We start from the raw sequence: 25220 nt of genomic DNA on the forward strand, positions 1-25220 counted from the left end.
AGCGACCAGAGGGAGGGAGCGCAGCGACCGACCGGCGGGAGTGAAGAACCGGGTTAATAGGGCCCCACCCTCGAGCGGCGGAGCCGCTCCAAAATTACAGCTCCAGTATCACGTCTCACGTTCCGTAGCGGCGGTGGCGGGCGGCGTAGTCGCGGAGGGCGCGTAGGAAGTCGACTCGGCGGAATTCGGGCCAGTAGACCTCGGTGAACCAGATTTCGGAGTAGGCGCTCTGCCAGAGCAGGAAGCCGGAGAGGCGTTGTTCGCCGGAAGTGCGGATCACCAGGTCGGGGTCGGGCTGGCCGGAGGTGTAGAGATGCTGGCCGATCGCGTTGACCGTGATCGACTGGACGAGGTCCTCGCCGGTTTCCCCGGCCGCGATCTCCTGGCGGACCAGCTGGCGGACGGCGTCGGCGATTTCCTGGCGGCCGCCGTAGCCGATGGCGACGTTGACGTGGGTTCCGGTGCGTTCGCGGGTGCGTTCGGTGGCGGTGCTCATCCGTTTGGCGACGAGTTCGGGGAGGCCGTCGAGGGTGCCGACGATACGGACCCGCCAGTTCTGTTCCGGGGCGGCCAGCTCTTCGACGACATCGGTGATGACCTCGAAAAGGGTTTCCAGTTCTTCCTGGCCGCGGCGTAGGTTCTCCGTGGAGAGCAGGTACACGGTGACCAGCTCGATCCCCTCGGACTGACACCAGCTGACCAGTTCGGCGACCTTGAGGGCGCCCACCCGGTGCCCGTGGGTGATATCGGTGAACCCGTTCTCCCGGGCCCAGCGGCGGTTGCCGTCGCACACCACCGCGACGTGGCGCGGATGCTGTTTATCCGCAAGCTGCTTGGCCAGACGGGCCTCGTAGATGCGATACGGAAAGCCCCGCAGCCGACTCGGAAATTCCACGACGCCCAACAGTACGCCTTTTCCGGGTTTCCTCTGTACTTGTGGCCGATGCGGTCGGCACCCGTCCGGCGCGTCGAGCCGGTACAGTGACAACCGAGAAACCTACGCTTGCGTAGGTTACCCGCCGGTTCAGACCACTCCCGGCGGCGCGACGAGGCGCCGCCGGGAGCAGGGCACCCGTCCGGACCCGCGCCGCCCGAGCGGCTCGCGCACTGTCGACCAGGAGGTTTCGTGTCCGACTCGGCCCCCATCGGCCCCCACCAGGATTCCGGCGACGGCGATCCGCCGGGCACCGCCCTCGATCAGGCGCCGCCGACCGACACCGCCGTCGAGGATCCGATACCCAATCCGGCCGACTCGCTCGCCGTCCTGACCAGACCCCGGATGCGCGGCTGGATTCACGCCTGGGCCACCGGATTCGCGGCGCTGGCGGTGGTCGCGCTGGTCGCCGCCGCGACGACGGTATCGACAACCGCGGTCGTCGCGACCCTCGTCTACGGGCTCACCATCTGCGCACTGTTCGGGGTGAGCGCGACCTATCACCGCATCACCTGGACGACCGTCCGCGCACGGGTCCGGATGAAACGCGCCGACCATTCGATGATCTTCCTGTTCATCGCCGGCACCTATACGCCGTTCGCACTGCTCGGGCTGCCCGGCCGCACCGGCCGCATTCTGCTGGTGGTGGTCTGGGCGGGGGCGCTGGCCGGTGTCGCGCTGAAACTGCTGTGGCCGCACGCACCGCGCTGGGTGGGTGTCCCGCTGTATCTGCTGCTCGGCTGGGCGGTCGTCCCGGTGGGTGGCGAACTGTACCGCTCGGTCGGGCTGCCCGCGGTGATCCTGCTGGTCGCGGGCGGGCTGGCCTACAGCGTCGGCGCGGTGCTCTATGCCACCCGCTGGCCCAACCCCTGGCCGAGCACGTTCGGCCACCACGAGTTCTTCCACGCCGCGACCGTGCTCGCCGCGCTCTGCCATTACGCGGCCGTATGGCTGGTCCTGCTCGACTAGGCTGCTCTTTCGTGTCCTTCGATACCGGCCGCCTGCGCTACCGCGGCCACGGTGGGTAGTTCGGGATGACCGATATCACCGGGCGGCTCCGGCCGCGCTCCGGAGCGGTCTCGCGGGTCATGCTGTGGTCCGTGCGGGCCCGCTGGGGGCTGGCGACGATGGTCATCGCCGCCCACCTCAGCGGTCTGGCGGTGATCGCCACCCAGCTCATCCTCATCGGATTCCCCGGGCGGCTCGGCGACGACCTGGCCCGCGGGCTGATCACCGTCTCGATCTATCCGGTGGTCGCCTTCCTGATCGGTATCGGCCTCGCGATCCGCGACCGCGACGCGTACTTCGCGTGGTTCGACCGTTCCGGAAAGCCCACGCCCGAGGAAGCACGGCGGCTACTGCATCTGCCGGCCGGAGTGACGATGCGGTCGCTGGTGATGTGGGCGCCCGGGGTGGTGCTCTCGGCGTCCCTGCTGGCCCGGTTCACTCCCGAGAACGATTTCACGGTCCTGCTGGCCATGTTCACCATCGGCGGGCTGGAATCGGCCGGCCTCACATATCTGATCGTCGACCGGCTGATCCGGCCCGTGGTGCCCATCGTGGCCGGGGTGCTCGGCGCGACCATGCACTGGAGTTCCTCGGTGTTCGCCCGGGTCGTGCTGGCGTGGGCGGTATCCGGCGCGATGCCGCTGAGCGCACTGATCGTGGTGCTGGCAGATCCGGCCACCTCCGAGGACCACCGCATCCGCACCGGTATCTATCTGGCGGCCATCAGTCTCGCGGTGGGGGTGCTCGCCACCGCCGCGCTGGCCCGCGCCGTGGCGACACCGCTGCGGATGCTGCGGATCGCGGTGGACCGGATCACCCGGGGCGATCTGGATGTCCGGGTGCCGGTGGGCAGTGCCAGCGAGATCGGCCGGTTGGAGCATTCGGTCAACGAGATGTCGGCCAACCTGCGCGAACGGTTGCGCATGCGGGATGTGTTCGGCCGTCACGTCGGCGAGGAGGTGGCCGAACGGGCGCTGGCCGGCGGTGTCGATCTCACCGGCGATGTCCGCGAGGTCTCGGCGCTGTTCGTCGACGTCACCGGTTCGGTCGCGATCTCGACCGGGTTGCCGCCGCAGGAATTCGTCGCCAAACTCAACCGGCTGCTGGCGACGGTGGTGGCCGCGACCGAGGACAACGACGGTCTGGTCAACAAGTTCGAGGGCGACGCGGCCCTCTGTATCTTCGGCGCCCCGATCGCGCTGGCGGACAACGCGACCCCCGCCCTGCGCGCGGCGCGGCGTATCCGGGACGAGGTGCTGGCGGCGGGTGAACTCGATATCGGGATCGGGGTGGCCCGGGGGCGGGTTTTCGCCGGCGATGTGGGCACCGATACGCGCCGGGAGTTCACCGTGATCGGCGACGCCGTGAACGCCGCCGCCCGGCTCACCACCCGGGCCAAAGAGGTCCCGCGGCGGGTACTGGTCTCGCAGAGCGTGATCGACGCCGCGGCCGACGAGGAGCGGGCGAGGTGGGTGAAGTACGGGTCCGTCGCCCTGCGCGGTATCAGCGAACCCGAGCCCTCGTGGACCGATATCGAGCCGGAGGCGCCGGTCTAGGTGCGGGCGTCCGGCTGTTTCGCTCCGCCGGTATCGACCCGCCGCGCACCCGATCCCTGCTCACGCCGCGCCGAGGCCACGACCTCGGCTACCCGCTCGACCGATCCGGAGCTGCCGCCCGGGCTATCGGCCTATCGGGTCGACCGGGCTATCCGGCCGCCCGTGACAAGGCCGCGCGCAGCTCCTGCGGTGTGGTGACCGGCAGGTCGCATACGGTCCCGCGGCAGACGTACGCGGCCGCGGTGTCCTCGGCCGCGGGACGGCCGGCCAGCAGCGGAACCGTGTCCGCGGCGGCGCGGATCACGATCGTCCCGCCGGGCGCGTGGTCGCGCACCGCCGCCAGCAGTTCGGCATCGCCCACCGGTTCCTCACCCGGAGTGGTGGCGATCGCGACCTGCAGCGGCCCGCGGAGCGCGGCCTCGGCGACGGTGAGCCACTGCCCGGCCGATCGCGGTGCCTTCGCCAGCACCACCGCGCCACGGGCCAGGGTCTGCTCGGCAAGTTCGCGGTAGCGGCCGGCCCGCTCGGGCTCGGCCACGGCGGAGGCCGTGAGCAGCGCCTCGGCCAGGACCGACGCCCCGGCCGGGGTGGCGCCGTCGATGGGATCACGGGGACGGGCGATCAGGGTTTCGGCGTCGTCGGCGGTATCGAACCAGCTGCCGGGTTCCTGCGGGTCGGCGAAATGGGTGATCGCGGTATCCAGGACGCGGTGGATATCGGGCAGCCAGCCGGCCGACCCCGAGTACTGATGCAGTGCCAGCAGCGCGGTGGCCAGCCAGGCGTAGTCCTCGAGCACCCCCGGCGCCGCTCCGGGCACTCCTCCGAGCGAGGCGCGCAGTACCCGGTCACCGGCCATATGGACGTCCAGGATCACCCGGGACAACTCGTGGGCGGCGTCGAACCAATCGCGGCGGTCCAGCGCCTGGGCGGCCTCGCAGAGCGCGATGACGGCCATGCAATTCCAGGCGGTCACCACCTTGTCGTCACGTTCGGGCTGCGGGCGCCGGCCGCGAGCCGCGCGCAGCGCGGTGCGGGCCCGTTCGAACCGCTCCGGTTCCTGCGGGTCGCGCGCCAGGGTGAGCACCGAACTGCCCTGTTCGAAGTTGCCCGCCGTCGTGACGCCGAAGACTTCCCCGGCCCAGGCGCCTTCGATCGGACCGAGTTCACCGATCAGCTCGGCGGGGTTCCACACATAGGTCGCGCCCTCCACACCGGGCAGGCCGGGCTCCACATGTGTGTCGGCGTCCAGGCCGGAGGCCAGGCCGTGCGCGGTGGCCAGATCGTCGAACAGGAACGACACCAGTTCCTCGGTGATCCGGCGCGGCAGCGGATCGCCCGGCGTGCGGCGCGCGAGATGCGCATAGAACCGCACCAGCTGCGCGTTGTCGTAGAGCATCTTCTCGAAATGCGGGACCACCCAGGCCGCGTCCACCGAGTAGCGGGCGAAACCGCCGCGCAGCTGGTCGTAGATACCGCCGCGGGCCATCGCCTCCGCGGTGCGGTCCACCACGGCGCGGACCTCCGGATCGCCGGTGCGTTCCCAGCTGCGTAGCAGACCCTCCAGCAGTGCCGAGGGCGGGAATTTCGGGGCCCCGCCGAAACCGCCGTGCGCCGGGTCGAAATCGCTCACCACCGCGGCGACAGCGTGATCGAGCAGCTCGGCGGTGACAGTGAGTTCGGATCGCGGGATACCGCCGGCCTGGGCGCGCAGCGCCTCGGCGACCTGTTCGGAGGCGGTGTCGACATCGGCGCGGCGGTTACGCCAGGTATCGGTGATCGCGGTGAGCAACTGGGTGAACGAGGGCATCCCGCCCCGGGGCGCCTTCGGGTAGTAGGTGCCGCAGTAGAACGGTTCCCCGGTCGGGGTGAGGAAGCAGGTCATCGGCCAGCCGCCCTGCCCGGTCATGGCGACGGTCGCGTTCATGTACACCGCGTCCAGGTCGGGGCGTTCCTCCCGGTCGACCTTGATGCAGACGAACTCGTCGTTCATCTGCGCCGCGGTGGCCTCGTCGGCGAACGATTCGTAGGCCATCACATGGCACCAGTGACAGGACGCGTACCCGATGGACAGCAGAATCGGCACATCGCGCGCCGCGGCTTCCGCGAGCGCGCCGGCATCCCATTCCCGCCAGTGCACCGGATTGTCCGCGTGCTGGCGCAGGTACGGGGAGGTCGCGTTTCCGAGCCGGTTCACACTTCCACCCTCTCACGCGTACCGCCCACCTGCCGAGCACCGCGGGCGCTCCGGCTCCTACCGTGGACGGGTGATCAGAACCGCCGCCCTGGCCCATATCCGCGACCGTCGCCTGATCCAGACCCGCTCGGCCGGAAAGACGGTGTTCTATATGGCGGGCGGCAAAATCGATCCCGGGGAGAGCCCGCTACAGGCCCTGCACCGCGAGATCCGCGAAGAACTCGGCGTCGGTGTCGACGCGGTGACCGAACTCGGCGTCTTCCGCGCCGAAGCGTACGGGCACGCCGCGGGAACCCAGTTGCATATGACGTGTTTCCTGGCCGATATCGGCGCGGATCCGCGCCCGGCGGGCGAGATCGCCGAGTTCCGCTACTTCACCGGGGGTGAATACGCGGCCATGCCCGAGGTCGCGCCCGGATCACTGCTGGTTTTCCGGCGGCTGCACGAACTCGGCCTGATCGACTGGTGAGGGTCCGGCGCACACCCGCACTGGCACAGCGGGACCGGCCGCCCTGCTACCGGTGTGCCCGCGCAGGAGTGATGCCTCGCCGCCGTGATGCCACCGAGCCGCGCTCCGGGTCCTGTCAGCTCGGCCGGTCACCGTCCCCGGAGGCGCCGTTGGTGGTCGACTCCGGCCGCCGCGCGATACCCGGATCGGTACCTTCGTCGGCCTCCTGATCCGGTTCCGGATGTTCGGGTTCGAACGTCTCCGGCAGGTTCTTCAGATGTTTGTTCATCGAACGGACCAGCAGGAACGTGCCGATCAGCAGGATCAGGACCACGGCCAGACCGAGCGGGGACGCCTTGCCGAACTCCGGGCCGGTCGGGGTGCCCGGAGTCTGCGCCAGCAGCGTGGCGGTGAGGGCGGGGAGCTGGGACACGGGCATCAGCGGTGCTCGTCGGTGATACCGGCGAACAGGTCCGTCTCCGGGATATCCGTGCGCACCCTGGTCCGGGCCAGTTCGAACTCCTCGGTCGGCCACAGCCGCTGCTGCATTTCCACCGGGATGGCGAAGAACGCGCCGTTCGGATCGACCTGGGTGGCGTGCGCGCGCAACGCGTCGTCGCGGCGCGGGAAGTACTTGCCGCATTCGACCTGTGTGGTCACCCGCGCCATGATGTCACCGCGCTCCACCGCGTACTTGCGGGACCGATCCAGCCATTCCTGCAACGGGAAGGGTTCACCCTGCTTGGCGAACTCCTCGGCGAACACCTCCATCCGGCGGATGGTGAAGCCGTGGTCGTAGTACAGCTTCAGCGGAGTCCACGGCGCACCGGCATCGGGGAACTTCCCGGGATCTCCCGCAGCCTCGAACGCGGCCACCGATACCTCATGGCACCGGATGTGGTCGGGGTGCGGGTAGCCGCCCATCTCGTCGTAGGTGGTGATGACATGCGGTTTGAATTCACGCACCACCCGCACCAGCGCCTCGGTGGCCTCGTCGAGCGGGACCAGCGCGAACGAATCCTCGGGCAGCGGCGGCAGCGGATCGCCCTCGGGCAACCCCGAGTCGATGAACCCGAGCCAGGTCTGCCGCACCCCGAGCGCGGCGGCCGCGGCCGCCATCTCCTCGCGCCGGATCTCGTTCATACGCTCCAGCACACCCGGCGTATCCATCGCCGGATTGAGGATACTGCCGCGTTCACCACCGGTCAGCGTGACGACCAGGACTTCATGTCCCTCGTCGGCGTACCGGGCGGTGGTGGCACCACCTTTACTGGATTCGTCGTCGGGGTGGGCGTGCACCGCCATGAGGCGAAGGCCACTCACTTCTCGTTCACCGTCGCTCTCGGTCGCGGGTGGTCGGACTTCATTACCTATAGTTCCATCTGGACCGAATCTGTTCCGACCTACCCCCCGGGAGCACGAAATCATGACCGAGCCCACGCCGGAAACCCCGCGCACCGGTTCGACGACGGCTTCCGAGGGCACCGCCGCGGGCACCGCGACCTCCCCGGAATCCGCCGCTGACCGGTACGCCGACCGGTACGGCCGGAGCCGGGGCGGCCGGACGAATCTGCGCCGGTGGGGTGCCGCGCTCACGGCGGTGGTGGTGCTGGCCGGTATCGGTGTCGCCTACCTCGGCTGGAAGCAATTCGGCCCGAAGGACATCGAATCCGAGCAACTCGGCTACACGGTGATCGACGATTCCTCGGTGGAGTTGCGTATCCGGCTGACCCGCGCCGACCCCACGCAGCCGGTGGTCTGCGTGGTCCGCGCGATGGCCCGCGACCTCACCGAGGTGGGCCGCCGGGAGGTGGTGGTCGAACCGTCGGGCGAGGAGGAGACGGTCCGGGTGGACACGGTGATCGAGACCAGTGAGCCACCGTCCTCCGCCGCGATCTACACCTGCACCGACAACGTCCCCGGATACCTGAGAACGGGATAGCGGCACCGCCTTTTAGCGGGGACTTGCCGGTAAAAACTTCTCCGACCTGCCTTTTTATGATTCATGCTAAAATGGCTTCACACACGGTTCCGGGGCTCGGAGCCGTGTTTGCTGCATTGGCGGCCAGCGCGGTCGACACCGGGTCGGCGTGAGAGTCCCGGCGTCAGACCTGTCGGGGTTCTCCGAAGTTTCCCGCAGATCGCGATAGCCGTCGGCTGATGCATGCCTGCCCACGGCGGGTTGTGCCGCAGTGATCAGGGAATCCCGGCCTGCCGGGGACAACTACTAGGGAGTGATCGAGATGACTGAGACCCAAGTGACCTGGCTGACTCCGGAGTCGCACGACAGGCTCAAGGGCGAACTCGACGCGCTCATCGCCAATCGTCCGGTCATCGCCGCAGAGATCAACGAGCGCCGCGAAGAAGGCGACCTCAAGGAGAACGGCGGCTACCACGCGGCCCGTGAAGAGCAGGGCCAGCAGGAGGCCCGCATCCGGCAGCTGCAGGAACTTCTGAACAACGCCAAGGTCGGCGTGGCGCCCACCAAGTCCGGCGTCGCGCTGCCGGGGTCGGTTGTCAAGGTCTACTACGACGGTGACGAAGACGACACCGAAACCTTCCTGATCGCGACCCGCGAGGAAGGTCTGGGCAATCCGGATCTGGAGACCTATTCCCCCAGCTCGCCGCTGGGTGGCGCGCTGATCGACGCCAAGGTGGGCGAGACCCGTGAGTACACGCTGCCCAACGGCAACACCATGAAGGTGACGCTGGTCAGCGCGGAGCCCTACCACAGCTGAGACCGGCGCTCGGGCCGCCGCGCAGGCCGCGGCCCGGACCGGTGCTGACACAAGCGGCCGCATCCGATGTCCCGGATCCGGCCGCTTGTTCATTTCCGGCGTATATCTCCTGGTCTCCGGACCGCACGGCGGTCCGGTCCGGTCAGTTCAGGGCTTGTTCGAGGTCGGTCAGCAGGTCGGCGATATCCTCGATACCCACCGATAGCCTTACCAGATCGGCCGGAACCTCGAGTTCGGACCCCTCCGTGGAGGCATGTGTCATAGCCGCGGGATGCTCGATCAACGACTCCACCCCGCCCAGCGATTCGGCCAGGGTGAACACCTTCGTCCGTGCGCAGAGATCGCGGGCGGCGTCGGGGCCGCCGGCCAGCCGCACCGAAATCATCCCGCCGAAGCGGCGCATCTGCTTATCGGCGACCGCGTGGCCGGGATGCTCGGGCAGCCCGGGGTAGATGACCTGCGTGATCGCCGGATTCCGGGTCAGGAATTCGGCGAGGGTCTCGGCGTTGTCGCAATGCCGATCCATCCGCAGCGACAGCGTTTTGGTTCCGCGCAGGGTGAGGAACGCGTCGAACGGACCCGGGACGGCGCCGGCGCCGTTCTGCAGGAACGCGAACGCGGAATCGAGTTCGGCGTCGTCGGTGATCAGCGCGCCGCCGATCACATCGGAGTGACCGCCCAGGTATTTGGTGGTCGAATGCAGCACCACATCCGCGCCGAGCAGCAACGGCTGCTGCAGGTACGGGGTGGCGAAGGTGTTGTCGACGACCAGTTTCGCGCCCGAGGTGTGCGCGATATCGGCGAGCGCCGGGATATCACCGATATTGAGCAGCGGATTGGTGGGCGATTCCACCCAGATCAGCTTGGTGTTGGGCCGGATCGCGGCGCGCATCGCGTCGACATCGGTGACCGCGGCCGGGGAGTGTTCGATGCCCCATTCGGTGAACACCTTGTCGATCAGCCGGAAGGTGCCGCCGTAGGCGTCGTCGGGGATGACGATATGGTCGCCGGGCCGCAGCATGGCCCGCAGCGCGCAGTCGGTGGCGGCCATCCCGGAGGCGAACGCCCGGCCGTGGCGGCCGGATTCGAGGGCCGCCAGATTTGCCTCGAGGACCGTCCGGGTCGGGTTGCCGGTGCGGGCGTACTCGTACCCGCCGCGCATCCCGCCCACTCCGTCCTGGGCGAATGTGGAACTGGCGTACACGGGCACATTGACCGCGCCGGTTTGCGGATCGGGTTCGTATCCGGCGTGCACAGCCCTGGTGGTGAAGCCCAGCTCGCTCATAGCCCCACCCTAGAGGTCGGTCTCCGCGCTTCCGCACGCCGGTCGGGTCCGGCGTGGCGGAGATCCACTCACGAGGCCGGCGTCCCGCTCCGCTCACGAGACCGGCGTTCGCCGGACCCGTCGCGATTACCCTTGGGCCCATGCTCACCGTGGCCGAACTGTTCTCGACCGATGCCCTGCTCACCGCCGAGGAACGGGAGATCCGCGATACCGTGGCCGCCTTCACCGAACGGCGGGTGCGGCCCCATATCGCGGAGTGGTTCGAGGCGGGTGTCTTCCCGGTCCGCGAGATCGCCCCGGAACTCGGGAAGATGGGCGTCCTGGGGATGCATCTGGACGGCTACGGCTGCCCGGGACTGCCCGCGACCGCGTACGGCCTGGCCTGCGCCGAACTGGAGGCGGCCGATTCCGGCCTGCGCTCGCTGGTATCGGTCCAGGGGTCGCTGGCGATGACGGCCATCCACTCGTTCGGGTCCGAGGAACAGAAACAGCAGTGGCTGCCCGATATGGCCGCGGGTCAGACCCTGGGCTGCTTCGGGCTCACCGAACCGGATTTCGGCTCCAACCCCGGCGGTATGCGCACCCGGGCGCGCCGCGACGGCGACGACTGGGTGCTCAACGGGTCGAAGATGTGGATCACCAACGGTTCGGTGGCAGATATCGCGGTGGTGTGGGCGCAGGTGGAGGTCGACGGGCGGAATCGGGTCCGCGGCTTCCTGGTACCGGCGGAGACTCCCGGATTCACGGCCAGGGAGATGAAGGGGAAGCTGTCGCTGCGCGCCTCGATCACCGCCGAGCTGGATCTGGACGAGGTCCGGTTGCCCGCCGACGCGGTCCTGCCAGGCGCCGCCGGGCTCGCCGCGCCGCTGTCGTGTCTGGGGGAGGCCCGGTTCGGAATCATTTTCGGCGCATTGGGCGCCGCCCGCGACTGCCTGACCGCGACCATAGAATATTCACGAACTCGCGAGGTTTTCGACAAACCCCTCGCCGCGTATCAACTGACGCAGGCGAAATTGGCGGATATGGCGCTGGAATGGGGAAAAGGACAGCTGCTGGCACTGCATCTGGGCCGGTTGAAGGATCGCGGCGCCCTCACCTCCGAACAGGTGAGCGCCGGAAAGCTGAACAGCTCCCGCGAGGCACTCGCCATCGCCCGGGAATGCCGCACCATTCTGGGTGCCAACGGCATCACGCTGGATTATCCGGTGCTGCGGCACGCGAACAACCTCGAATCGGTGCTCACCTACGAGGGGACGGCCGAGGTCCATCAGCTGGTGCTGGGTAAGGCACTCACCGATACCGCCGCCTTCCGCTGACGCGGCGACAATCACTCCGCATTCCGGCGATATTCACCCGCTGTTGCCGACGGCCTGCGCAACACGTCACAACGGCGCATCCGGCGGCACCTCACACACGGCACATCCGCCGTCGGAGGACATTGTTACCAACCGTCACCCTCGAGCCATCTCGGTGTCACCCAGTGGCCGGGCCGGCAGCGCACCCTGATAAGCGCACCTGGAACGGGTCGGGAAACGTCCGGGTGTTTTCATACGGAGGTGCGTTATGAGCTCGCAATCGCCCGGGCCGGGTAATAGACGGCCGCCCATCACGACCAAAACCGTCGGTGTGAAAGCCGTGCGGAATTCACGCGAGCGCCACTACCGATTACCCGATCAGCGCGAATTGGTGGCCGCCTTCACCTACCCGGGCGATCCTCGTTCCGGCCAGCCACTCCTGGTCTGGGCCCAGGCCCTCGCCGACCTCCATCGGCGCCGGCACGGCGATCCGCTGGCGACGGCGGGTATCGACTGCCGCCGGGCCGAGGTCGTGGAACTGATCGATCGCTGGGTATGCGCCGAAATCGCCGAACAGCGGGGGCGCCGGCTGCGCACCGGTTCGCTGGGCATGACCATCGACCGGATGGCCGCCGCCCATGTGCACGCCAACCATCTGCTGCACAATTCCGAATGCGTATCCGACGATCGGGTGCACGCGGCCTGGTACCGGCTGGCCCTGCTGGCGGACGAATGGACTGATCTGGTGACCGGCGCGGCGCCGGTGCGGCGCCGCGCCTGACGCCTTTACCCGGAGAATCCCGCGAATATCACGGCAAAGTTGCGCGATATATCACAAGACGATATATCGGCAGATATTGTTACCATTGTGTCATGTTCGTCCCGGGTCCCCGTCTGTTCGAAGCTTCCGCTCGTCGATTCCTCGAGGGGATGTACCGAACCCACGGCGCCCCGGCACAGGCCGCGGCCGCCGAGCTCCCCGGTCTGATCGCGGAGCTGGATCAGCATGCCGCCGCGGTACGCGACATCCTCGATCTGGGCGTCGGCACGGGCGAAGAGGTATCGCAGACCGTGCTGCTGGCCGGGTATATGCGCGGGCTGATGGACGATATGACCACGCCGATCGCCACACCCGCGGATTGGGCCACCGCCGACTGGTTGCAGCTGCGACTGGCCGGGGCCTGCCTGCAGACCGGGCATCCGGCCGCGTAAACAGCTTTCCGCCGTGAGCCGAGGCGGCTCACGGCGGAAAGAGACCCGCGACTACCTGAGGTGGCGCGGTTCACCGCCCCCGTAGGGCGGCTCACCGCCGTACGGGTTGCCGTACTGCTGGCGATAGTCACTGCCCGGCATCTGCTGACCGAACTCGTCCGGCTCACCCCGGAAACCGCCCTGCGCGGGCTGCGGTTGATCCCATTCCGCCGGGCGCCCGCCGGGCGCCTGCTGCGGCATCCGCTGCCGTTCCCGGGACGCGTCCTCACGCCCGCGCTGATAGGCCTCCGCGTGCCCGCGCATGGCGGGCATCTCCTCCTCCAGGCCGTGGAGCCAGGACTCCCAGCGCTGCTGCATCGGACGCACCAGACCGCCGCCGACACCCACCACCAGGATTCCGCCCAGAGTGGCGAGCACGGCGATCAGCACCGGCGTGGTGACCGCGGTGGCCACCCCGATCTGGTTCAGCGCGGCGATGATGCCGATACCCCAGATGAACACCGACGCGATCCGCCCGATCATCGGGCCGTAGCTCAGCCCGCCGAGTGCGTTGCTCACCAGATCGCTGACCGCGTGCGCGATCGCACCCGCGACCACCACGATCAGGATGGCGACCGCCAGCCGCGGCAGCCACGCGACGATCCCGTTGATCAGGTTGCTCACCGGGTTCGGACCGAAGACACCGAAACCCATCTGCAGCGCGATCAGCAGAATCGCGTAGAAGGCCAGTCTCCCGAGGAGGTCGGATGCGTCGTATTTGCTGCGCGACAGCATCCGCTGGATCCCACCGCGCTCGACGAGCCGATCGAAACCTACCCGCTCGAGAACTTTGTCGACGATCTTCTCGACCACCTTGGCGATGATCCAGCCGATCAGCAGGATGACCAGGAAGCCCAGAAGCTTGGGGACAAATGTCGCGATCGAGCTCCACGCGTCAGAGAATCCCTGCTGGAAATCGATTGCCAAACTCGAGGTTCGCACAAGCCCTTCCCTTCGTTCTCCGAACGAACGTGGCATTTGCCACGAACGGCGTACAGCTCGTTATACCCCGGGAGAACTGGCCGAACCTGCGATTGCGGAATAATTGCTATCGAGCGGACCTGCCGGTGCTGAGAAAGCCCAGCAGATCGTGGCGAGTGATCACGCCGACCGGTTTACCGTCCTCGACAACCATGAGTGCGTCGGTATCCGACAACGCTTTGGTGGCGGCCGAGATCGGCTCGCCGGAACCGATCAGCGGGAACGACGGGCTCATATGCTGGGCCACCGAATCGGTGAGATGGGCTTTTCCGGAGAACACCGCCGACAGCAGATCCCGTTCGGAAACGCTGCCCGCCACCTCACCGGCCATCACCGGCGGCTCCGCACCCACCACCGGCATCTGCGAGACCCCGTATTCCCGCAGAATCTCGATGGCGTCGCGCAGGGTCTCCGACGGATGGGTGTGCACCAGATCGGGCAGTTCCCCCGACTTCCCGCGCAGCACATCGCCGACCAGCGTCTCGGCGGTGGATCCGTCCAGCGGGGTGCGCAGGAACCCGTAGGAGCTCATCCACTGGTCGTTGAAGATCTTCGACATATACCCGCGCCCGCCGTCGGGCAGCAGAACCACCACCACGGCCTCCGGGTCGCGCCGCGCCACCTCGAGGGCCGCGACAACCGCCATACCGCACGAACCGCCGACCAGCAGACCCTCCTCACGGGCCAGGCGGCGGGTCATATCGAAGGAATCCGCGTCGGAAACGGCGATGATCTCGTCGGGGATCGCCGGATCGTAGGCCGTGGGCCAGAAATCCTCGCCGACGCCCTCCACCAGGTACGGCCGGCCGGTCCCACCGGAGTACACCGAACCCTCGGGATCGGCGCCGACGACCTTCACCTTGCCGCCCGACACCTCCTTGAGATAGCGACCGGCGCCGGTGATGGTGCCGCCGGTGCCGACACCGGCGACGAAATGGGTCACCGTGCCCTCGGTATCACGCCAGATCTCGGGACCGGTGGTCTCGTAGTGGCTGTCCGGGCCGCCGGGGTTGGAGTACTGGTCCGGTTTCCAGGCGCCGTCGATCTCCTGCACCAGACGGTCGGAAACGCTGTAGTAGCTGTCGGGGTGGTCCGGGGGCACCGCGGTCGGGCACACCACCACTTCCGCGCCGTAGGCACGCAGCACGTTGCGCTTGTCCTCGCTGACCTTGTCCGGGCAGACGAATACACAGTGGTAGCCGCGCCGCTGCGCCACCAGGGCCAGACCGACGCCGGTATTGCCGGAGGTGGGTTCGACGATGGTCCCGCCGGGACGCAGCTCACCCGACTTCTCGGCCGCCTCGATCATCTTCACCGCGATCCGGTCCTTGGAGCTACCGCCCGGGTTCAGGTACTCGATCTTGGCCGCCACCAGCCCCGCGCCCGTGGGCGCGACCGAGTTCAACCGGACCAGCGGGGTGTTACCGATGAGGTCCACGACATGATCCGCAATGCGCATACCCCCATCGTTGCAGAGGCGTTGCCGGAGACCGCGGTGTGGTCCTGACCGCCGCGCGCAAATCCGGCGGCCGCGCGCCCGAACCTCTAGGATCTGGAAGCTATGAGGCTGCCGAAGTTCGCGCGCGCCACCGCGATTCTGGCCGGTTCGGCGTTCGCGCTGATCGCCGCGCCGGGGGCACCGGCCGGTGCCGCCACCGTGTCGCTGCCCAACGTCCCCACGCTCGCCTACGGCGGGCTGTGCGGAACGAGCATCCGCACCTGGGCCGACACCGGACCACAGTGGCCGGGCCGCGCGATCATCAACGTCAGGGCCGACCCGGTCACCGGTATCGGCCCGGGCGTGCATCCCTTCGCGCCGCTGTGCGAGGTGCTGACCACGGTGTCCTGGCGCAATCTCGACACCGGCGCCACCGGCAGCTATGTGAACAACGTGGTGACCGGGATCTACGGCAGTATCCAGTACTCCCTGTTCCAGAACACCGGCCCGGGCCGGGTGGACGTCACGGTCACCACGAACCACGCGAGCGTTCCGGCGCACGGCAGTTTCGTCGTCCCGGCGTAGTTCCCGGCCGCGAAACGAACGCAACCGCGGAGACCGCCGCGCATACCTCGCGCGACACCGGAGTCGCCAATAAAATCGCTGCACATGGGCGAGACACGGATCGGATGGCGCACGGCCGTAGTGGCCGGCGCCGCGGCCACGCTGTTCGGCTCCGGGGCGGGCACCGCGTCGTGGGCCACCTATCGGCTGCTCACCACCCAGGCCGGTACCGCGCGCGGCATGATCGGGCGCGACACCTCCAAACCGCCGGAAGCCGACGGGATCTACGCACCGCACGGATACGAGACCTGGCGCAACGGCAAGCACGCCGACCTCCACCTGATGGTATTCGGTGACTCCACCGCCGCCGGTCTGGGCTGCCGGACCGCCGCCGAGGTGCTCGGCGTACGGATCGCGCGCGGCCTGGCCGATGCCACCGGGCAGCGGATCCGGTTGAGCACCAAGGCCATCTCCGGGGCCACCTCCAAGGGGCTCGCCGGTCAGGTGGACGCGATGTTCGTCGCAGGTCCGCCACCGGACGCGGCGGTGATCCTCATCGGCGCCAACGACGTCACCAAGAAACATTCCATCGGACGGTCCGCGCAACGGCTGGGCGCGGCGGTCAGCCGCCTGCACGGAGCGGGCAGCGTGGTCGTGGTCGGCACCTGCCCCGACCTGGGCAGCGTCACCGCCATCCCGGAACCCCTGCGTACCGTCGTGCACCGGTGGAGTGTCCGGCTCGCCCGCGCACAAACCGGCGCCACCCGGGCCGCCGGTGGTCACCCGGTGGCGATGGGCACCCTGCTGGGCAAAGATTTCCGCGCCGCCCCGGAGCAATTGTTCTCCGCCGACGGCTTCCATCCGTCCGCCGCGGGCTACGCATTGGCCGCCACACATCTGCTGCCGGAACTGCTGGCCGCGCTCGGTGATCGGGATATGGCCACCGCGGATATTTCCCCGCGGCCGACCGGGACGTAGATTCGAGAGGATCGTACCCGTGAGTAGCGCTCGGTCCGGCCGGTCCGGCACGGGCACTACTCCTCGACTAAGGAGTCCTCATGCCTGAGGCCGTCATCGTTTCCGTTGCTCGTTCCCCCATCGGCCGGGCCAACAAGGGATCCCTTGTGAGCATGCGGCCCGACGACCTCGCCACCCAGATGGTCCGCGCCGCGCTGGACAAGGTACCCGCGCTGTCGCCCGCCGATATCGACGATCTCATGCTCGGCTGCGGGCAGCCGGCCGGTGAAGCCGGATTCAACATCGCCAAGGTCGTCGCCACCCAGCTCGGCTACGACTATCTGCCCGGCACCACCGTCAACCGGTACTGCTCCTCGTCGCTACAGACCACCCGGATGGCGTTCCACGCGATCAAGGCCGGCGAGGGCCACGCGTTCATCTCCGCCGGTGTGGAAACCGTGTCCCGCTTCCCCAAGGGCACCGCCGACGGCTGGCCCGATACCCACAACCCGGCGTTCGGCACCGCCGAAGAGCGCACCGCGACCTCCGCGCAGGGTGGCGTCGCCTGGAAAGACCCCCGCACCGACGACAACATCCCCGACGTCTACATCGCCATGGGCCAGACCGCCGAGAACGTCGCGTCGTTCACCGGCATCTCCCGCGAAGATCAGGACCACTGGGGCGTGCGGTCGCAGAATCGCGCCGAAGAAGCCATCAAGGCGGGCTTCTTCGAACGTGAGATCACCCCGGTGACCCTGCCCGACGGCACCGTCGTCTCCACCGACGACGGCCCCCGCGCCGGCACCACCTACGAGAAGATCTCCCAGCTCAAGCCGGTTTTCCGCCCCGACGGCACGGTTACCGCCGGTAACGCCTGCCCGCTCAACGACGGCGCGGCGGCCCTGGTCGTCATGAGCGATACCAAGGCCAAGGAACTGGGCCTGACCCCGCTGGCCCGCATCGTGTCCACCGGTGTCTCCGGCCTGTCCCCCGAGATCATGGGTCTGGGCCCGATCGAGGCCGTCCGCCGGGCGCTGAAGCTGGCCGGTAAGACCATCGGTGATATCGACCTCTACGAGATCAACGAGGCCTTCGCCGTGCAGGTCCTGGGCTCGGCCCGGGAACTGGGTATGGACCTGGACAAGCTGAACGTCTCCGGCGGCGCCATCGCGCTGGGCCACCCGTTCGGTATGACCGGCGCCCGCATCACCGCCACCCTCATCAACAACCTTCAGACCCACGACAAGCAGTTCGGCCTGGAGACCATGTGCGTCGGCGGCGGTCAGGGCATGGCCATGATCATCGAACGCTTGAGCTGATGCTGCCGCCTCCGGCGCGGGTGGGGGCCCGACCTCGGAGGTGAACGGTCCGGCGGACGAGGGCCGGAGTCGGCTCCGGTCGGCTGTCCTCGATAGGCCGGTCGCGGCTCTCGGATCACGAAATGTTCTATTCGTGGTCCGAGGGCCGTTTCGCGTCACTCCCGGGCATGCGCGCGGAGGTCGTAGATCTGTGCGAGCGGGCCGGGCTCGCCGCTACCGCGTAACGAAACAAGGATCGGCTGCCCGGACTGCACCCGGAAAGCAAGAAACCCGCGCCGTAGCGCGGGCTTCCTAATTGGTCAGCTCCTAGATGGCGCGGACGCTCTGAGCCTGCGGGCCCTTCTGGCCCTGCTCGATATCGAACTCGACGCGCTGTCCCTCATCGAGAGACTTGAAGCCGGAGCCGGAAATAGCGGAGTAGTGGACGAAAACGTCAGGACCGCCACCGTCTTGCGCGATGAACCCGAAGCCCTTTTCGCCGTTGAACCACTTCACACTGCCTTGCGACATACTGTTATTTTACTTCCTGTTGCGAGCCGAGCGATCACATCAACAACCCGTACCCGTCGTCCAGCATGCCACAGACCGGCCGCCACTTCTCGAAAAGGTGAGGTAGCGCACGCCCGGCAAGGCTGTTCGGAAGATGGCCGGCAGCGGTTGTGAGCAGCCGGTGCGGCCGGGTAGCCGGGCTCTGCGACCTGGCCAAACGCTCCCGTTCAGCGCCCGGACGACCCGCTTCGGACCAGCTTTCGACGGCCGCTCCGAAGCATCAGCGCAGCAGGACGGCGAGCACTTCCGGCGCGGTGAAGCGCCGTCCGTAGGAGCTTTCTCCATGCTGGTGCAGGATGCCGATATCGGCAAGTTGCCCGACGAGTTTGTTGGCTCTGTTGTAAGTCACGCCGAGGTGCCGCTGCACATTACGAACGGTGAAGATCGGCTGTTCGAGTGCGTAATCGATCAGGCGGACGGCGTTCTCCGCGCGGAAACCGGCGCCGCGCACCCGAGCCTTCAACGCGTTCTGCACCCGGATCAGGTCTGTGAGCTGTGTGGCCGTGGCGTTCGCGGCCGCCGCGACTCCTTCGGCGAAAAATCGGATCCAGCCATCCCAGTCGCCTGCCGCGCTGACAGCGAGAAGCCGGTCGTAGTATTCGGCCCGTCTGGCTTCGAACCAGGGCGACACCGTGAGCGTAGGTTCCGACAGAACCCCCGACCGGTGCAACTGGAGCACGATGAGCAGCCTGCCGATACGGCCGTTCCCGTCGTTGAACGGGTGCAGGGTCTCGAACTGATAGTGCGCCATGCCCGCCATGATCAAGGGGTCGATTTCGTCATTGGGGCGCATGACCCAATCGGTGAGATCGCGAACCTGTGCTTCCAGGTCGATCCCGGGGGGAGGAGGGATGAAGCGCGCATCGTGCACACGTGCACCACGATGGCTTCCGATGACCACCTGGGTAGTCCGGATCCGGCCGGCCTGGTCGGTGTCGGCAGCCGTGCCGCCGACCAAGATCCCCTGAAGGGATTCGAGCAGGCCCACCGTCAGCGCCCGACCCTCCTCTATCCATCGAAATGCATGGTCCGCGGCGACAACGTAGTTGAACACTTCGCGCATGGTCGCGTCTGCGGGCTGCTCGTCGGCGTCCACCCCGAGAACGTCTTCGAGCGGCGCGTAGGTGCCTTCCAGCGCGGAGGTGCTCTGAGCCTCTTGGCGGAGCGTGGGCTGCCTCAGCAGTGCCGGGTTCGGGAGTTGCCGCGCTGATGCGTCGAGCGCGGCCAGCGCTGCTCGGGCCTTGGCGACCGTGTTGAACGTTCGAACGCCGAGTGCGGGCGTTTCGTTCGGAAGGGGGCCCGGCACATAGGCAACATGCGACCACTCACCCCATCGGGGGTCTGTCCCGCCTATCGGAACAAGCACACCAGTAGGGCTGTTGGCGAAGATTTCGAGGCGCACAATCTAACTCTAATGGCAGTTTAGTTAGATTGTTGCGGCGTTTCGGCGTCGAAATACCACTGATCGGCATGAGCATGGATCCGGAACCGGACAGCGCTACCGCGCATGCGGCCACCGCCGACACGACCCGCCACCTGCCGCCCAATCGTGCCCGTGATGCGTGAACAACACTGCCTCGGCCCATACCCAGCATGATCGGGGCCGTTCCCCGGAACCGTCCTCACCCTGGAGAGTGAGATTCGGCAGGCGGTGTCGCCCCCCGATACTACGAGCCGGCCGGCGGCGCCGACCGGCTCGTAGGTGAACCCAGACCGGCTCGATAGAAGTCCCGTAGCAATGCGATCTCCGCGCCGTGATGCAGTAGTTCCCGGTGCGTGTGCAGCACGATTCCCGCAGTCGACCAGTCGGCGAGCATGCCGTCCGGCGGTCCCGCCGGCTCGGCCAGCCCGGTGCTACCGAGACCCGCGACACCGACGATCCACGCCTGGTAGGCGGTGTCGAGCTGCTCCAATGCCGCCGCTGCCGTCCCGGCGTAGCGGAACGAGGCGAAATCGACGGGCGGATGACCGAATCGCTCCAGTCCCGCCTCCAGCAGGACGATCACATGCCCCAGCCGCCACGCGATGGTGGTCACGGGGGCGGGGTCGGGCGGCGGTATCGCGAAGTCACAGGTGAACCCACCGTCCGCGGGACGAACCGTCCACATCCCGGGTACCGGCTCCCAGAAGTACTCCTCGTCGGTGAGCCCGTTCAGCCGGGTGCGTAGCTGTCTCGACCAATGCGTTTCCAGCTGGCCTCTTATCTCGGCATTCCAGTCCAGGCTCATGGCGTCCACACTGTCCATTCCGACCGCCGCGGACAACCGGTTTTCGCTGCCTCCGAACACTGCCCGGAAACGCCCGGTCCGGAGACACGAAGACGGCCCCCGCCGGAGCGAGGACCGTCTTCGGACAGTTGCGGCTGCTACTAGTCGCTCTGGAAGTAGCTCAGCAGGCGCAGGATCTCGACGTAGAGCCAGACCAGGGTGACGGTCAGGCCGAGCGCCACACCCCAGGCCGCCTTCGGCGGGGCCTGGGCGCGGATGAGCTGGTCGGCAGCATCGAAGTCCAGCAGGAAGCTGAACGCGGCGATGGCGATGACCACCAGGCTGAAGATGATCGCGACCGGGCCGCCGTCGCGCAGGCCGAAGCCGCCGTCGGTGAAGAAGCTCGCGATCAGGTTGCCGACGACCAGGACCAGGATGCCGATCATGGCGCCGATGAGCATGCGGGTGAACCGCGGGGTGACCCGGATGGCACCGGTCTTGTAGACGACCAGCATGCCCGCGAACACACCGAAGGTGCCGAGGATGGCCTGGCCGATCATGCCCGCGCCGCCCGCGCCACCGAAGCTGATATCGGTGAACATGAACGACAGGGCGCCGACGAAGACACCTTCGGCGACCGCGTAGGAGAGTACGAGTGCCGGATTGTCGGCCTTGTTACCGAAGGTGGCGACCAGGACGAGAACCAGTCCGATGATGCCGCCGGCGATGACGAACAGCGGCGCGAGGCCGTTGTTTGCGCTGGTCAGGATGTAGGTGACCAGCGCGGAGAGCGCGAGAACGCCGAGCGTGATACCGGTTTTGGTGACCACGTCGTCGATGGTCAGCGACCGGGTCGGCGCCTGCGGGTAGGGCTGCTGCTGATACTGCGGGGGATACTGCTGGTTGCCGTACTGGTAACCCAGCTGACCCGCGCCGGCGGCGGTCGAGCCGAAGCCCGCGTAGCCGGTTTCCTGCTTCGGCAGATTCTTGAATACCGGATTGCTTGTGGCGCGCACCGCAAATCCCTTTCTCGGAGTTCGTTGGCCATACCGGAGCACGACCGTCGGCTCGAGCTGTTACTCGATATCCAACTGTCCATCCAACGATCACCACCCCTGGCGGAGTTCCCGGATGGGACGGCAAGACAGACAAACCGGACCTTACCGCCGGTCGGGCCGCGATGAGTCACGGACGGGGTCATGACATGCGGCGGGATTGCCGGGCGCGACCTGGGTGGATGCGGATATCACCTGTTCACAGGGTGTCGTATCCAATTACGCAAGATCCTTGCCTATAATCGGTCCGCCAGGCTTCCGCTCCACACCGAATCGAGGCGGCATGCTCCCAGGGGATCTCCGGTATCGGCGCGGCGTCCGGGCGCTCACCCTGGCCGTGGCAGCCGGTTGCGCGGCCGCCTTCCCGGCGCTGAGCGCCCCCGCCACGGCCGCACCCCCGGAGATCACCTGCGGCTGGAGCCCGCGCATCAACGCAGACACCTTCAACGTCGCCTTCCCGGACACCTTCGCCAACTACTGGATGACCCTCGTACCCGCCGCGCCCGGCGCCGGTGTGACACTGCGCGGCGAGTTCCCGCACGCGCGCTATATATCGTTCGTCACCTATTCGGCGCTCGGGGAGGCCACGGACGTGGTCACCGATACGTCGATCACTCCGGACGCCGGTTCGGTGAACCCGTTCCCGGACGGGGCCGACCGGCAGGCGGCGAACCGCTCCTACACAGTGCGGGTCGTGGCCGGTGAGCGGCCGGCGAATCCCGAACCCAACACTCTGTACGCCCGGCCCGCCAATGGCGTGATCCCGGTCCTGTACCGCGTCTACCGGCCCGACGCCGGGCGGGACGCGATGGGCGGCACCGGCCTGCCCCGGACCACCGTGCACACCGCCGGCGGCGGATCCTACGACCTCGCCGACTGCGGTACGAGCACCAGCGCTTCCGATCCGCACGGGGTGTTCTCCCAGGGCCGCTCCCGGCTCGGCGGACGGGCCGTTCCGCCGCCGCACGCCCCGCAGTGGGCGGGCCGCGAAGGCGGCGGCCTGTTCCCCAACCCCGACAACAAATACCTGGCGACTCTGGTGGATACCGGTCGCACCGCGGTGGTTCGCGGCAGGCTGCCCGATACTCCCGACACCTACCCGGGCACGGCCCGGATGGATGCCGCCCAGCTGCGCTACTGGTCGATGTGCACCGGCGACGGCCCGTCGACCAGCACTATCGGCTGCCTCGTCGACGACGAACTGCCGGTCGACGCGAACGGCGAGTACACGATCGTGGTCTCGGCACCGGAGCAGCGGCCGGACCCGGCGTGCGGAGTCGCCTGGCTGCCCGCGAATTCCGGCGAGACGCTGTTGATCATGCGGAACATGCTGCCCTCCGGAGATTTTCCGAACGCGGTACAGGGTGCGGACCCGGAGAATCCGGAACCGGTGCTGGGTCCGTACTACCCGCGGATCACCTACCCGTCCGGTAGTGCGGATGCGGACGGAGTGTGCCCGGCCATCCGGTGAGCTCGCCACCGTGGGTGGCGGTGACGCGTCATCCGGCACCCGCCTCGTTCCGCGAGAATCGGTCACCATGACCGAGTTCACCGCCGCGGCGGCCGCGCCGTCCGTGCTGTTGTACCGGCTGACCCGCGCCACCAGTGTGCGGCTGGCCGCGGCGTTCACCGCCGCCGGAATGCCCGATCTGCATCCGCGGCATGCCCTGCAACTCTTCCCGCCGCTGCTCGCGGGCGGGCAGCGGGTCACGGAGCTGGCACCGCGGATCGGGGTGACCCGGCAGGCCACCGCACAGGTGGTCGGCACGCTGGAGCGCGGCGGGTATCTCGTCCGGACCGCGGATCCGACCGATCGCCGGGCGAAGCTGGTCTGCCTGACCGACCGCGGCCGGGCGGCGTTCGGGGTACTGCGCGACAGCATGGGCGCGGTGGAACAGGATTGGGCGCGTGCCCTGGGACCGGAACGAGTGGCGGAATTCCGGGAGATGCTCGCGCTGCTGCTCGACGAATCCGGAAGCGGTGGAACGCTACCCGGCTGAACCGGATCGGCGCCGGCTACATCACCAGCACGAGGATCACGACGATGATGAGCAACCCGATCAGCAGTCCGATGGTGACGGCCACGGTGGGGCTGGGCGGCGAGGATTGCCCACGACCGGCCGGTGGCGCGACAGCGGTCGCGACGGGTTGCTGCGGCTGGGCACGGCGGGGCAGCGGGCCGGACCGGGGACTGCGCAACCCGGCGGCGGAGTTACGGGCCGCCCAGGCCGGAATCGTGCCGTCCTCGGTACGTACCGGTGCGCCGAGGATATTGTCTGCGGCGCCGGGACCGAAAGCGGCGGCGAGGATTTCGTCACGCGCCTGCGCCATGGTCGGGCGCCGCTGCGGGGCGGGTTCCATCATATGCAGCAGCGCGCGGGTCAGAACCCCGCTGCGATTGGGTGGGATGATCTGCGCCATGGCGGCACGCTCGACGATGGCGTCGCTGTCGTCGTCCATCCCGAACGGCGGCTGCCCTTCGATGGCGGTGTAGAGGGTGGCGCCGAGGGAGAACACATCACTGGCCGCGGTCGGGCGGGCGCCGCGGGCCACCTCCGGGGGAAGGTAGGCGGGCGTACCGGTGATCATTCCGTCCGGTTCGTCGGAGGCCTCGTTGATACTGCGGGAGATACCGAAATCGCTCAGCTTCGCCATCCCGACCCCCGGGCCGCGATCGGCCACCAGGATATTGCCCGGTTTGATATCGCGGTGCACGATACCGACGTGGTGGGCGGCGGCCAGCGCGTCGGCCACCTGCGCGCCGATCTGGGCCACCTCGATCACCGGGAGGGTGCTCACCAGGCCGAGCGCCCGGGCGACACTGCGTGAGGGCAGATGCTCGATCACCAGCCAGGGCTCCCCCGCCTCGAGCACCACGTCGTAGACGGCGATGGCGTGCTCATGGGACAGCTTGGCGGCAACCCGGCCCTCGTGCACGATCTGGTCCCGGACCCGGCGGGCCTCGGCTTCGTCCAGCCCGGCCGTGGACAGCACCTGTTTGATGGCGACATCGCGGTTCAGCAACCTGTCGTGGGCGAGCCATACCGCCCCCATGCCGCCACCGCCGAGCTTCGACTGCAGGCGGTACCGGCCGGCCACCAGATAATCCGGGCCGACGATGGGACGGGGGCGATCGATCATGGGAGTGAGACTAGCCGAATTCGGTGGTAGCTGGCCGGATTCGGAGCGGGACCGCAGGTCGGGTGACCGCGTTCACGACACTCGGTCGTAGCTGTGCCCGATGGGCTTCCGGGGGCAGCTTTCCACGACTAGGCTATCGAATGTATGTTCGATATCGGAAGTAGCTGGGGCGGTGCCGACCACTTCGGTGCGCCGATCCGGCCATCCGGCGCCGGCGTGGAAGTGGGTGAGAACTGTGGCGGCACGACCCCCGAAGGCCAGCGGCGCACAACTGCGGGAGCTGGCCGAACTGCGGCGGGC

Annotated in this window: 25 protein-coding genes; 13 read left to right on the forward strand and 12 right to left on the reverse strand. The window is 68.1% G+C overall.

All coding sequences use genetic code 11. The features are described 5' to 3' along the window. Nucleotides 1-115 precede the first annotated feature (115 nt). A complete protein-coding gene (locus AB0F41_RS26075) occupies nucleotides 116-904 on the reverse strand; it encodes an isoprenyl transferase (protein ID WP_357428187.1) in 789 nt (262 codons plus the stop codon). A 330-nt stretch (nucleotides 905-1234) separates the two neighbouring features. Between AB0F41_RS26075 and AB0F41_RS26080 the strand changes: the two genes are divergently transcribed. After that, the gene (locus tag AB0F41_RS26080; RefSeq protein WP_357428246.1) at nucleotides 1235-1903 is read left to right on the forward strand and encodes a hemolysin III family protein; all 669 of its coding nucleotides are present in this window, start codon (nucleotides 1235-1237) and stop codon (nucleotides 1901-1903) included. A gap of 65 nt (nucleotides 1904-1968) precedes the next feature. Further along, nucleotides 1969-3498 carry an adenylate/guanylate cyclase domain-containing protein gene (locus AB0F41_RS26085; RefSeq protein ID WP_357428189.1) on the forward strand — a complete coding sequence of 510 codons (1530 nt, stop codon included), beginning with the start codon at nucleotides 1969-1971 and terminating at the stop codon, nucleotides 3496-3498. Between the two features lie 148 nt (nucleotides 3499-3646). Here the strand turns inward: AB0F41_RS26085 and AB0F41_RS26090 are convergent, their stop codons facing one another. After that, nucleotides 3647-5692 (reverse strand): thioredoxin domain-containing protein, encoded by a 2046-nt coding sequence (locus tag AB0F41_RS26090; RefSeq protein ID WP_357428191.1) that lies wholly within the window; start codon nucleotides 5690-5692, stop codon nucleotides 3647-3649. Nucleotides 5693-5762: 70 nt separating this feature from the next. Here AB0F41_RS26090 and AB0F41_RS26095 point away from each other — a divergent pair, with 70 nt between their 5' ends. Further along, on the forward strand, nucleotides 5763-6161 hold the full coding sequence (locus tag AB0F41_RS26095; protein WP_357428193.1) for an NUDIX domain-containing protein: 399 nt from the start codon (nucleotides 5763-5765) through the stop codon (nucleotides 6159-6161). Between the two features lie 115 nt (nucleotides 6162-6276). Here the strand turns inward: AB0F41_RS26095 and AB0F41_RS26100 are convergent, their stop codons facing one another. Together AB0F41_RS26100 and mca are read right to left on the reverse strand one after the other, a co-directional pair. Next, nucleotides 6277-6579 (reverse strand): hypothetical protein, encoded by a 303-nt coding sequence (locus AB0F41_RS26100; RefSeq protein ID WP_357428195.1) that lies wholly within the window; start codon nucleotides 6577-6579, stop codon nucleotides 6277-6279. Further along, nucleotides 6579-7445, reverse strand: coding sequence for a mycothiol conjugate amidase Mca (mca, locus tag AB0F41_RS26105; protein ID WP_357428248.1), 867 nt, complete (start codon nucleotides 7443-7445; stop codon nucleotides 6579-6581). Before mca ends, AB0F41_RS26100 begins: the two co-directional genes overlap by 1 nt. Before the next feature lie 121 nt (nucleotides 7446-7566). Between mca and AB0F41_RS26110 the strand changes: the two genes are divergently transcribed. Further along, nucleotides 7567-8082, forward strand: a complete 516-nt coding sequence (locus AB0F41_RS26110; RefSeq protein WP_357428197.1) for a DUF4307 domain-containing protein — start codon at nucleotides 7567-7569, stop codon at nucleotides 8080-8082. A 301-nt stretch (nucleotides 8083-8383) separates the two neighbouring features. Next, a complete protein-coding gene (gene greA, locus AB0F41_RS26115) occupies nucleotides 8384-8878 on the forward strand; it encodes a transcription elongation factor GreA (RefSeq protein WP_357428199.1) in 495 nt (164 codons plus the stop codon). A gap of 142 nt (nucleotides 8879-9020) precedes the next feature. On the opposite strand, the gene AB0F41_RS26120 is transcribed toward greA, so the two are convergent. After that, entirely contained in the window at nucleotides 9021-10163 is a 1143-nt protein-coding gene (locus AB0F41_RS26120; RefSeq protein WP_357428201.1) for a cystathionine gamma-synthase, read from the reverse strand. Between the two features lie 140 nt (nucleotides 10164-10303). On the opposite strand from AB0F41_RS26120, the gene AB0F41_RS26125 reads away from it, so the two are divergent. From AB0F41_RS26125 to AB0F41_RS26135, 3 genes are all read left to right on the forward strand, one after another. Next, nucleotides 10304-11479 (forward strand): acyl-CoA dehydrogenase family protein, encoded by a 1176-nt coding sequence (locus tag AB0F41_RS26125; protein ID WP_357428203.1) that lies wholly within the window; start codon nucleotides 10304-10306, stop codon nucleotides 11477-11479. A 247-nt stretch (nucleotides 11480-11726) separates the two neighbouring features. After that, nucleotides 11727-12239: a DUF4254 domain-containing protein gene (locus tag AB0F41_RS26130; protein WP_357428205.1), complete on the forward strand. Its 513-nt coding sequence runs from the start codon at nucleotides 11727-11729 to the stop codon at nucleotides 12237-12239. Nucleotides 12240-12331: 92 nt separating this feature from the next. Beyond that, nucleotides 12332-12670, forward strand: a complete 339-nt coding sequence (locus tag AB0F41_RS26135; protein ID WP_357428207.1) for a DUF6401 family natural product biosynthesis protein — start codon at nucleotides 12332-12334, stop codon at nucleotides 12668-12670. A gap of 51 nt (nucleotides 12671-12721) precedes the next feature. On the opposite strand, the gene AB0F41_RS26140 is transcribed toward AB0F41_RS26135, so the two are convergent. Together AB0F41_RS26140 and AB0F41_RS26145 are read right to left on the reverse strand one after the other, a co-directional pair. Further along, nucleotides 12722-13651 (reverse strand): hypothetical protein, encoded by a 930-nt coding sequence (locus AB0F41_RS26140; protein ID WP_357428209.1) that lies wholly within the window; start codon nucleotides 13649-13651, stop codon nucleotides 12722-12724. 106 nt (nucleotides 13652-13757) lie between these two features. Continuing rightward, nucleotides 13758-15149 (reverse strand): cystathionine beta-synthase, encoded by a 1392-nt coding sequence (locus AB0F41_RS26145; RefSeq protein ID WP_357428211.1) that lies wholly within the window; start codon nucleotides 15147-15149, stop codon nucleotides 13758-13760. A gap of 102 nt (nucleotides 15150-15251) precedes the next feature. On the opposite strand from AB0F41_RS26145, the gene AB0F41_RS26150 reads away from it, so the two are divergent. The 3 genes from AB0F41_RS26150 (at nucleotide 15252) to AB0F41_RS26160 (ending at nucleotide 17968) form a co-directional block, all read left to right on the forward strand. After that, entirely contained in the window at nucleotides 15252-15713 is a 462-nt protein-coding gene (locus AB0F41_RS26150; RefSeq protein ID WP_357428213.1) for a hypothetical protein, read from the forward strand. 84 nt (nucleotides 15714-15797) lie between these two features. Further along, nucleotides 15798-16670, forward strand: a complete 873-nt coding sequence (locus tag AB0F41_RS26155; RefSeq protein ID WP_357428214.1) for an SGNH/GDSL hydrolase family protein — start codon at nucleotides 15798-15800, stop codon at nucleotides 16668-16670. Nucleotides 16671-16750: 80 nt separating this feature from the next. Continuing rightward, complete coding sequence (locus AB0F41_RS26160) at nucleotides 16751-17968, forward strand: acetyl-CoA C-acetyltransferase (RefSeq protein ID WP_357428216.1); 1218 nt, start codon at nucleotides 16751-16753, stop codon at nucleotides 17966-17968. A gap of 306 nt (nucleotides 17969-18274) precedes the next feature. Here the strand turns inward: AB0F41_RS26160 and AB0F41_RS26165 are convergent, their stop codons facing one another. From AB0F41_RS26165 to AB0F41_RS26180, 4 genes are all read right to left on the reverse strand, one after another. Further along, the gene (locus AB0F41_RS26165) at nucleotides 18275-18478 is read right to left on the reverse strand and encodes a cold-shock protein (protein ID WP_039827715.1); all 204 of its coding nucleotides are present in this window, start codon (nucleotides 18476-18478) and stop codon (nucleotides 18275-18277) included. A gap of 259 nt (nucleotides 18479-18737) precedes the next feature. Continuing rightward, nucleotides 18738-19919 carry a Fic/DOC family N-terminal domain-containing protein gene (locus AB0F41_RS26170; RefSeq protein WP_357428219.1) on the reverse strand — a complete coding sequence of 394 codons (1182 nt, stop codon included), beginning with the start codon at nucleotides 19917-19919 and terminating at the stop codon, nucleotides 18738-18740. A 265-nt stretch (nucleotides 19920-20184) separates the two neighbouring features. After that, nucleotides 20185-20739, reverse strand: coding sequence for a DinB family protein (locus AB0F41_RS26175; protein WP_357428250.1), 555 nt, complete (start codon nucleotides 20737-20739; stop codon nucleotides 20185-20187). A gap of 146 nt (nucleotides 20740-20885) precedes the next feature. Beyond that, nucleotides 20886-21740, reverse strand: coding sequence for a Bax inhibitor-1/YccA family protein (locus AB0F41_RS26180; protein ID WP_357428221.1), 855 nt, complete (start codon nucleotides 21738-21740; stop codon nucleotides 20886-20888). Nucleotides 21741-22062: 322 nt separating this feature from the next. On the opposite strand from AB0F41_RS26180, the gene AB0F41_RS26185 reads away from it, so the two are divergent. Beyond that, a complete protein-coding gene (locus AB0F41_RS26185) occupies nucleotides 22063-23250 on the forward strand; it encodes a hypothetical protein (protein WP_357428223.1) in 1188 nt (395 codons plus the stop codon). Nucleotides 23251-23317: 67 nt separating this feature from the next. Then, complete coding sequence (locus AB0F41_RS26190) at nucleotides 23318-23779, forward strand: MarR family transcriptional regulator (RefSeq protein ID WP_357428225.1); 462 nt, start codon at nucleotides 23318-23320, stop codon at nucleotides 23777-23779. A gap of 16 nt (nucleotides 23780-23795) precedes the next feature. Here AB0F41_RS26190 and AB0F41_RS26195 read toward each other — a convergent pair whose 3' ends face one another. Then, the gene (locus tag AB0F41_RS26195; protein WP_357428227.1) at nucleotides 23796-24920 is read right to left on the reverse strand and encodes a serine/threonine-protein kinase; all 1125 of its coding nucleotides are present in this window, start codon (nucleotides 24918-24920) and stop codon (nucleotides 23796-23798) included. Nucleotides 24921-25220 lie beyond the last annotated feature (300 nt).

The organism is Nocardia sp. NPDC024068 (assembly GCF_040638875.1).
GTDB lineage: Bacteria > Actinomycetota > Actinomycetes > Mycobacteriales > Mycobacteriaceae > Nocardia.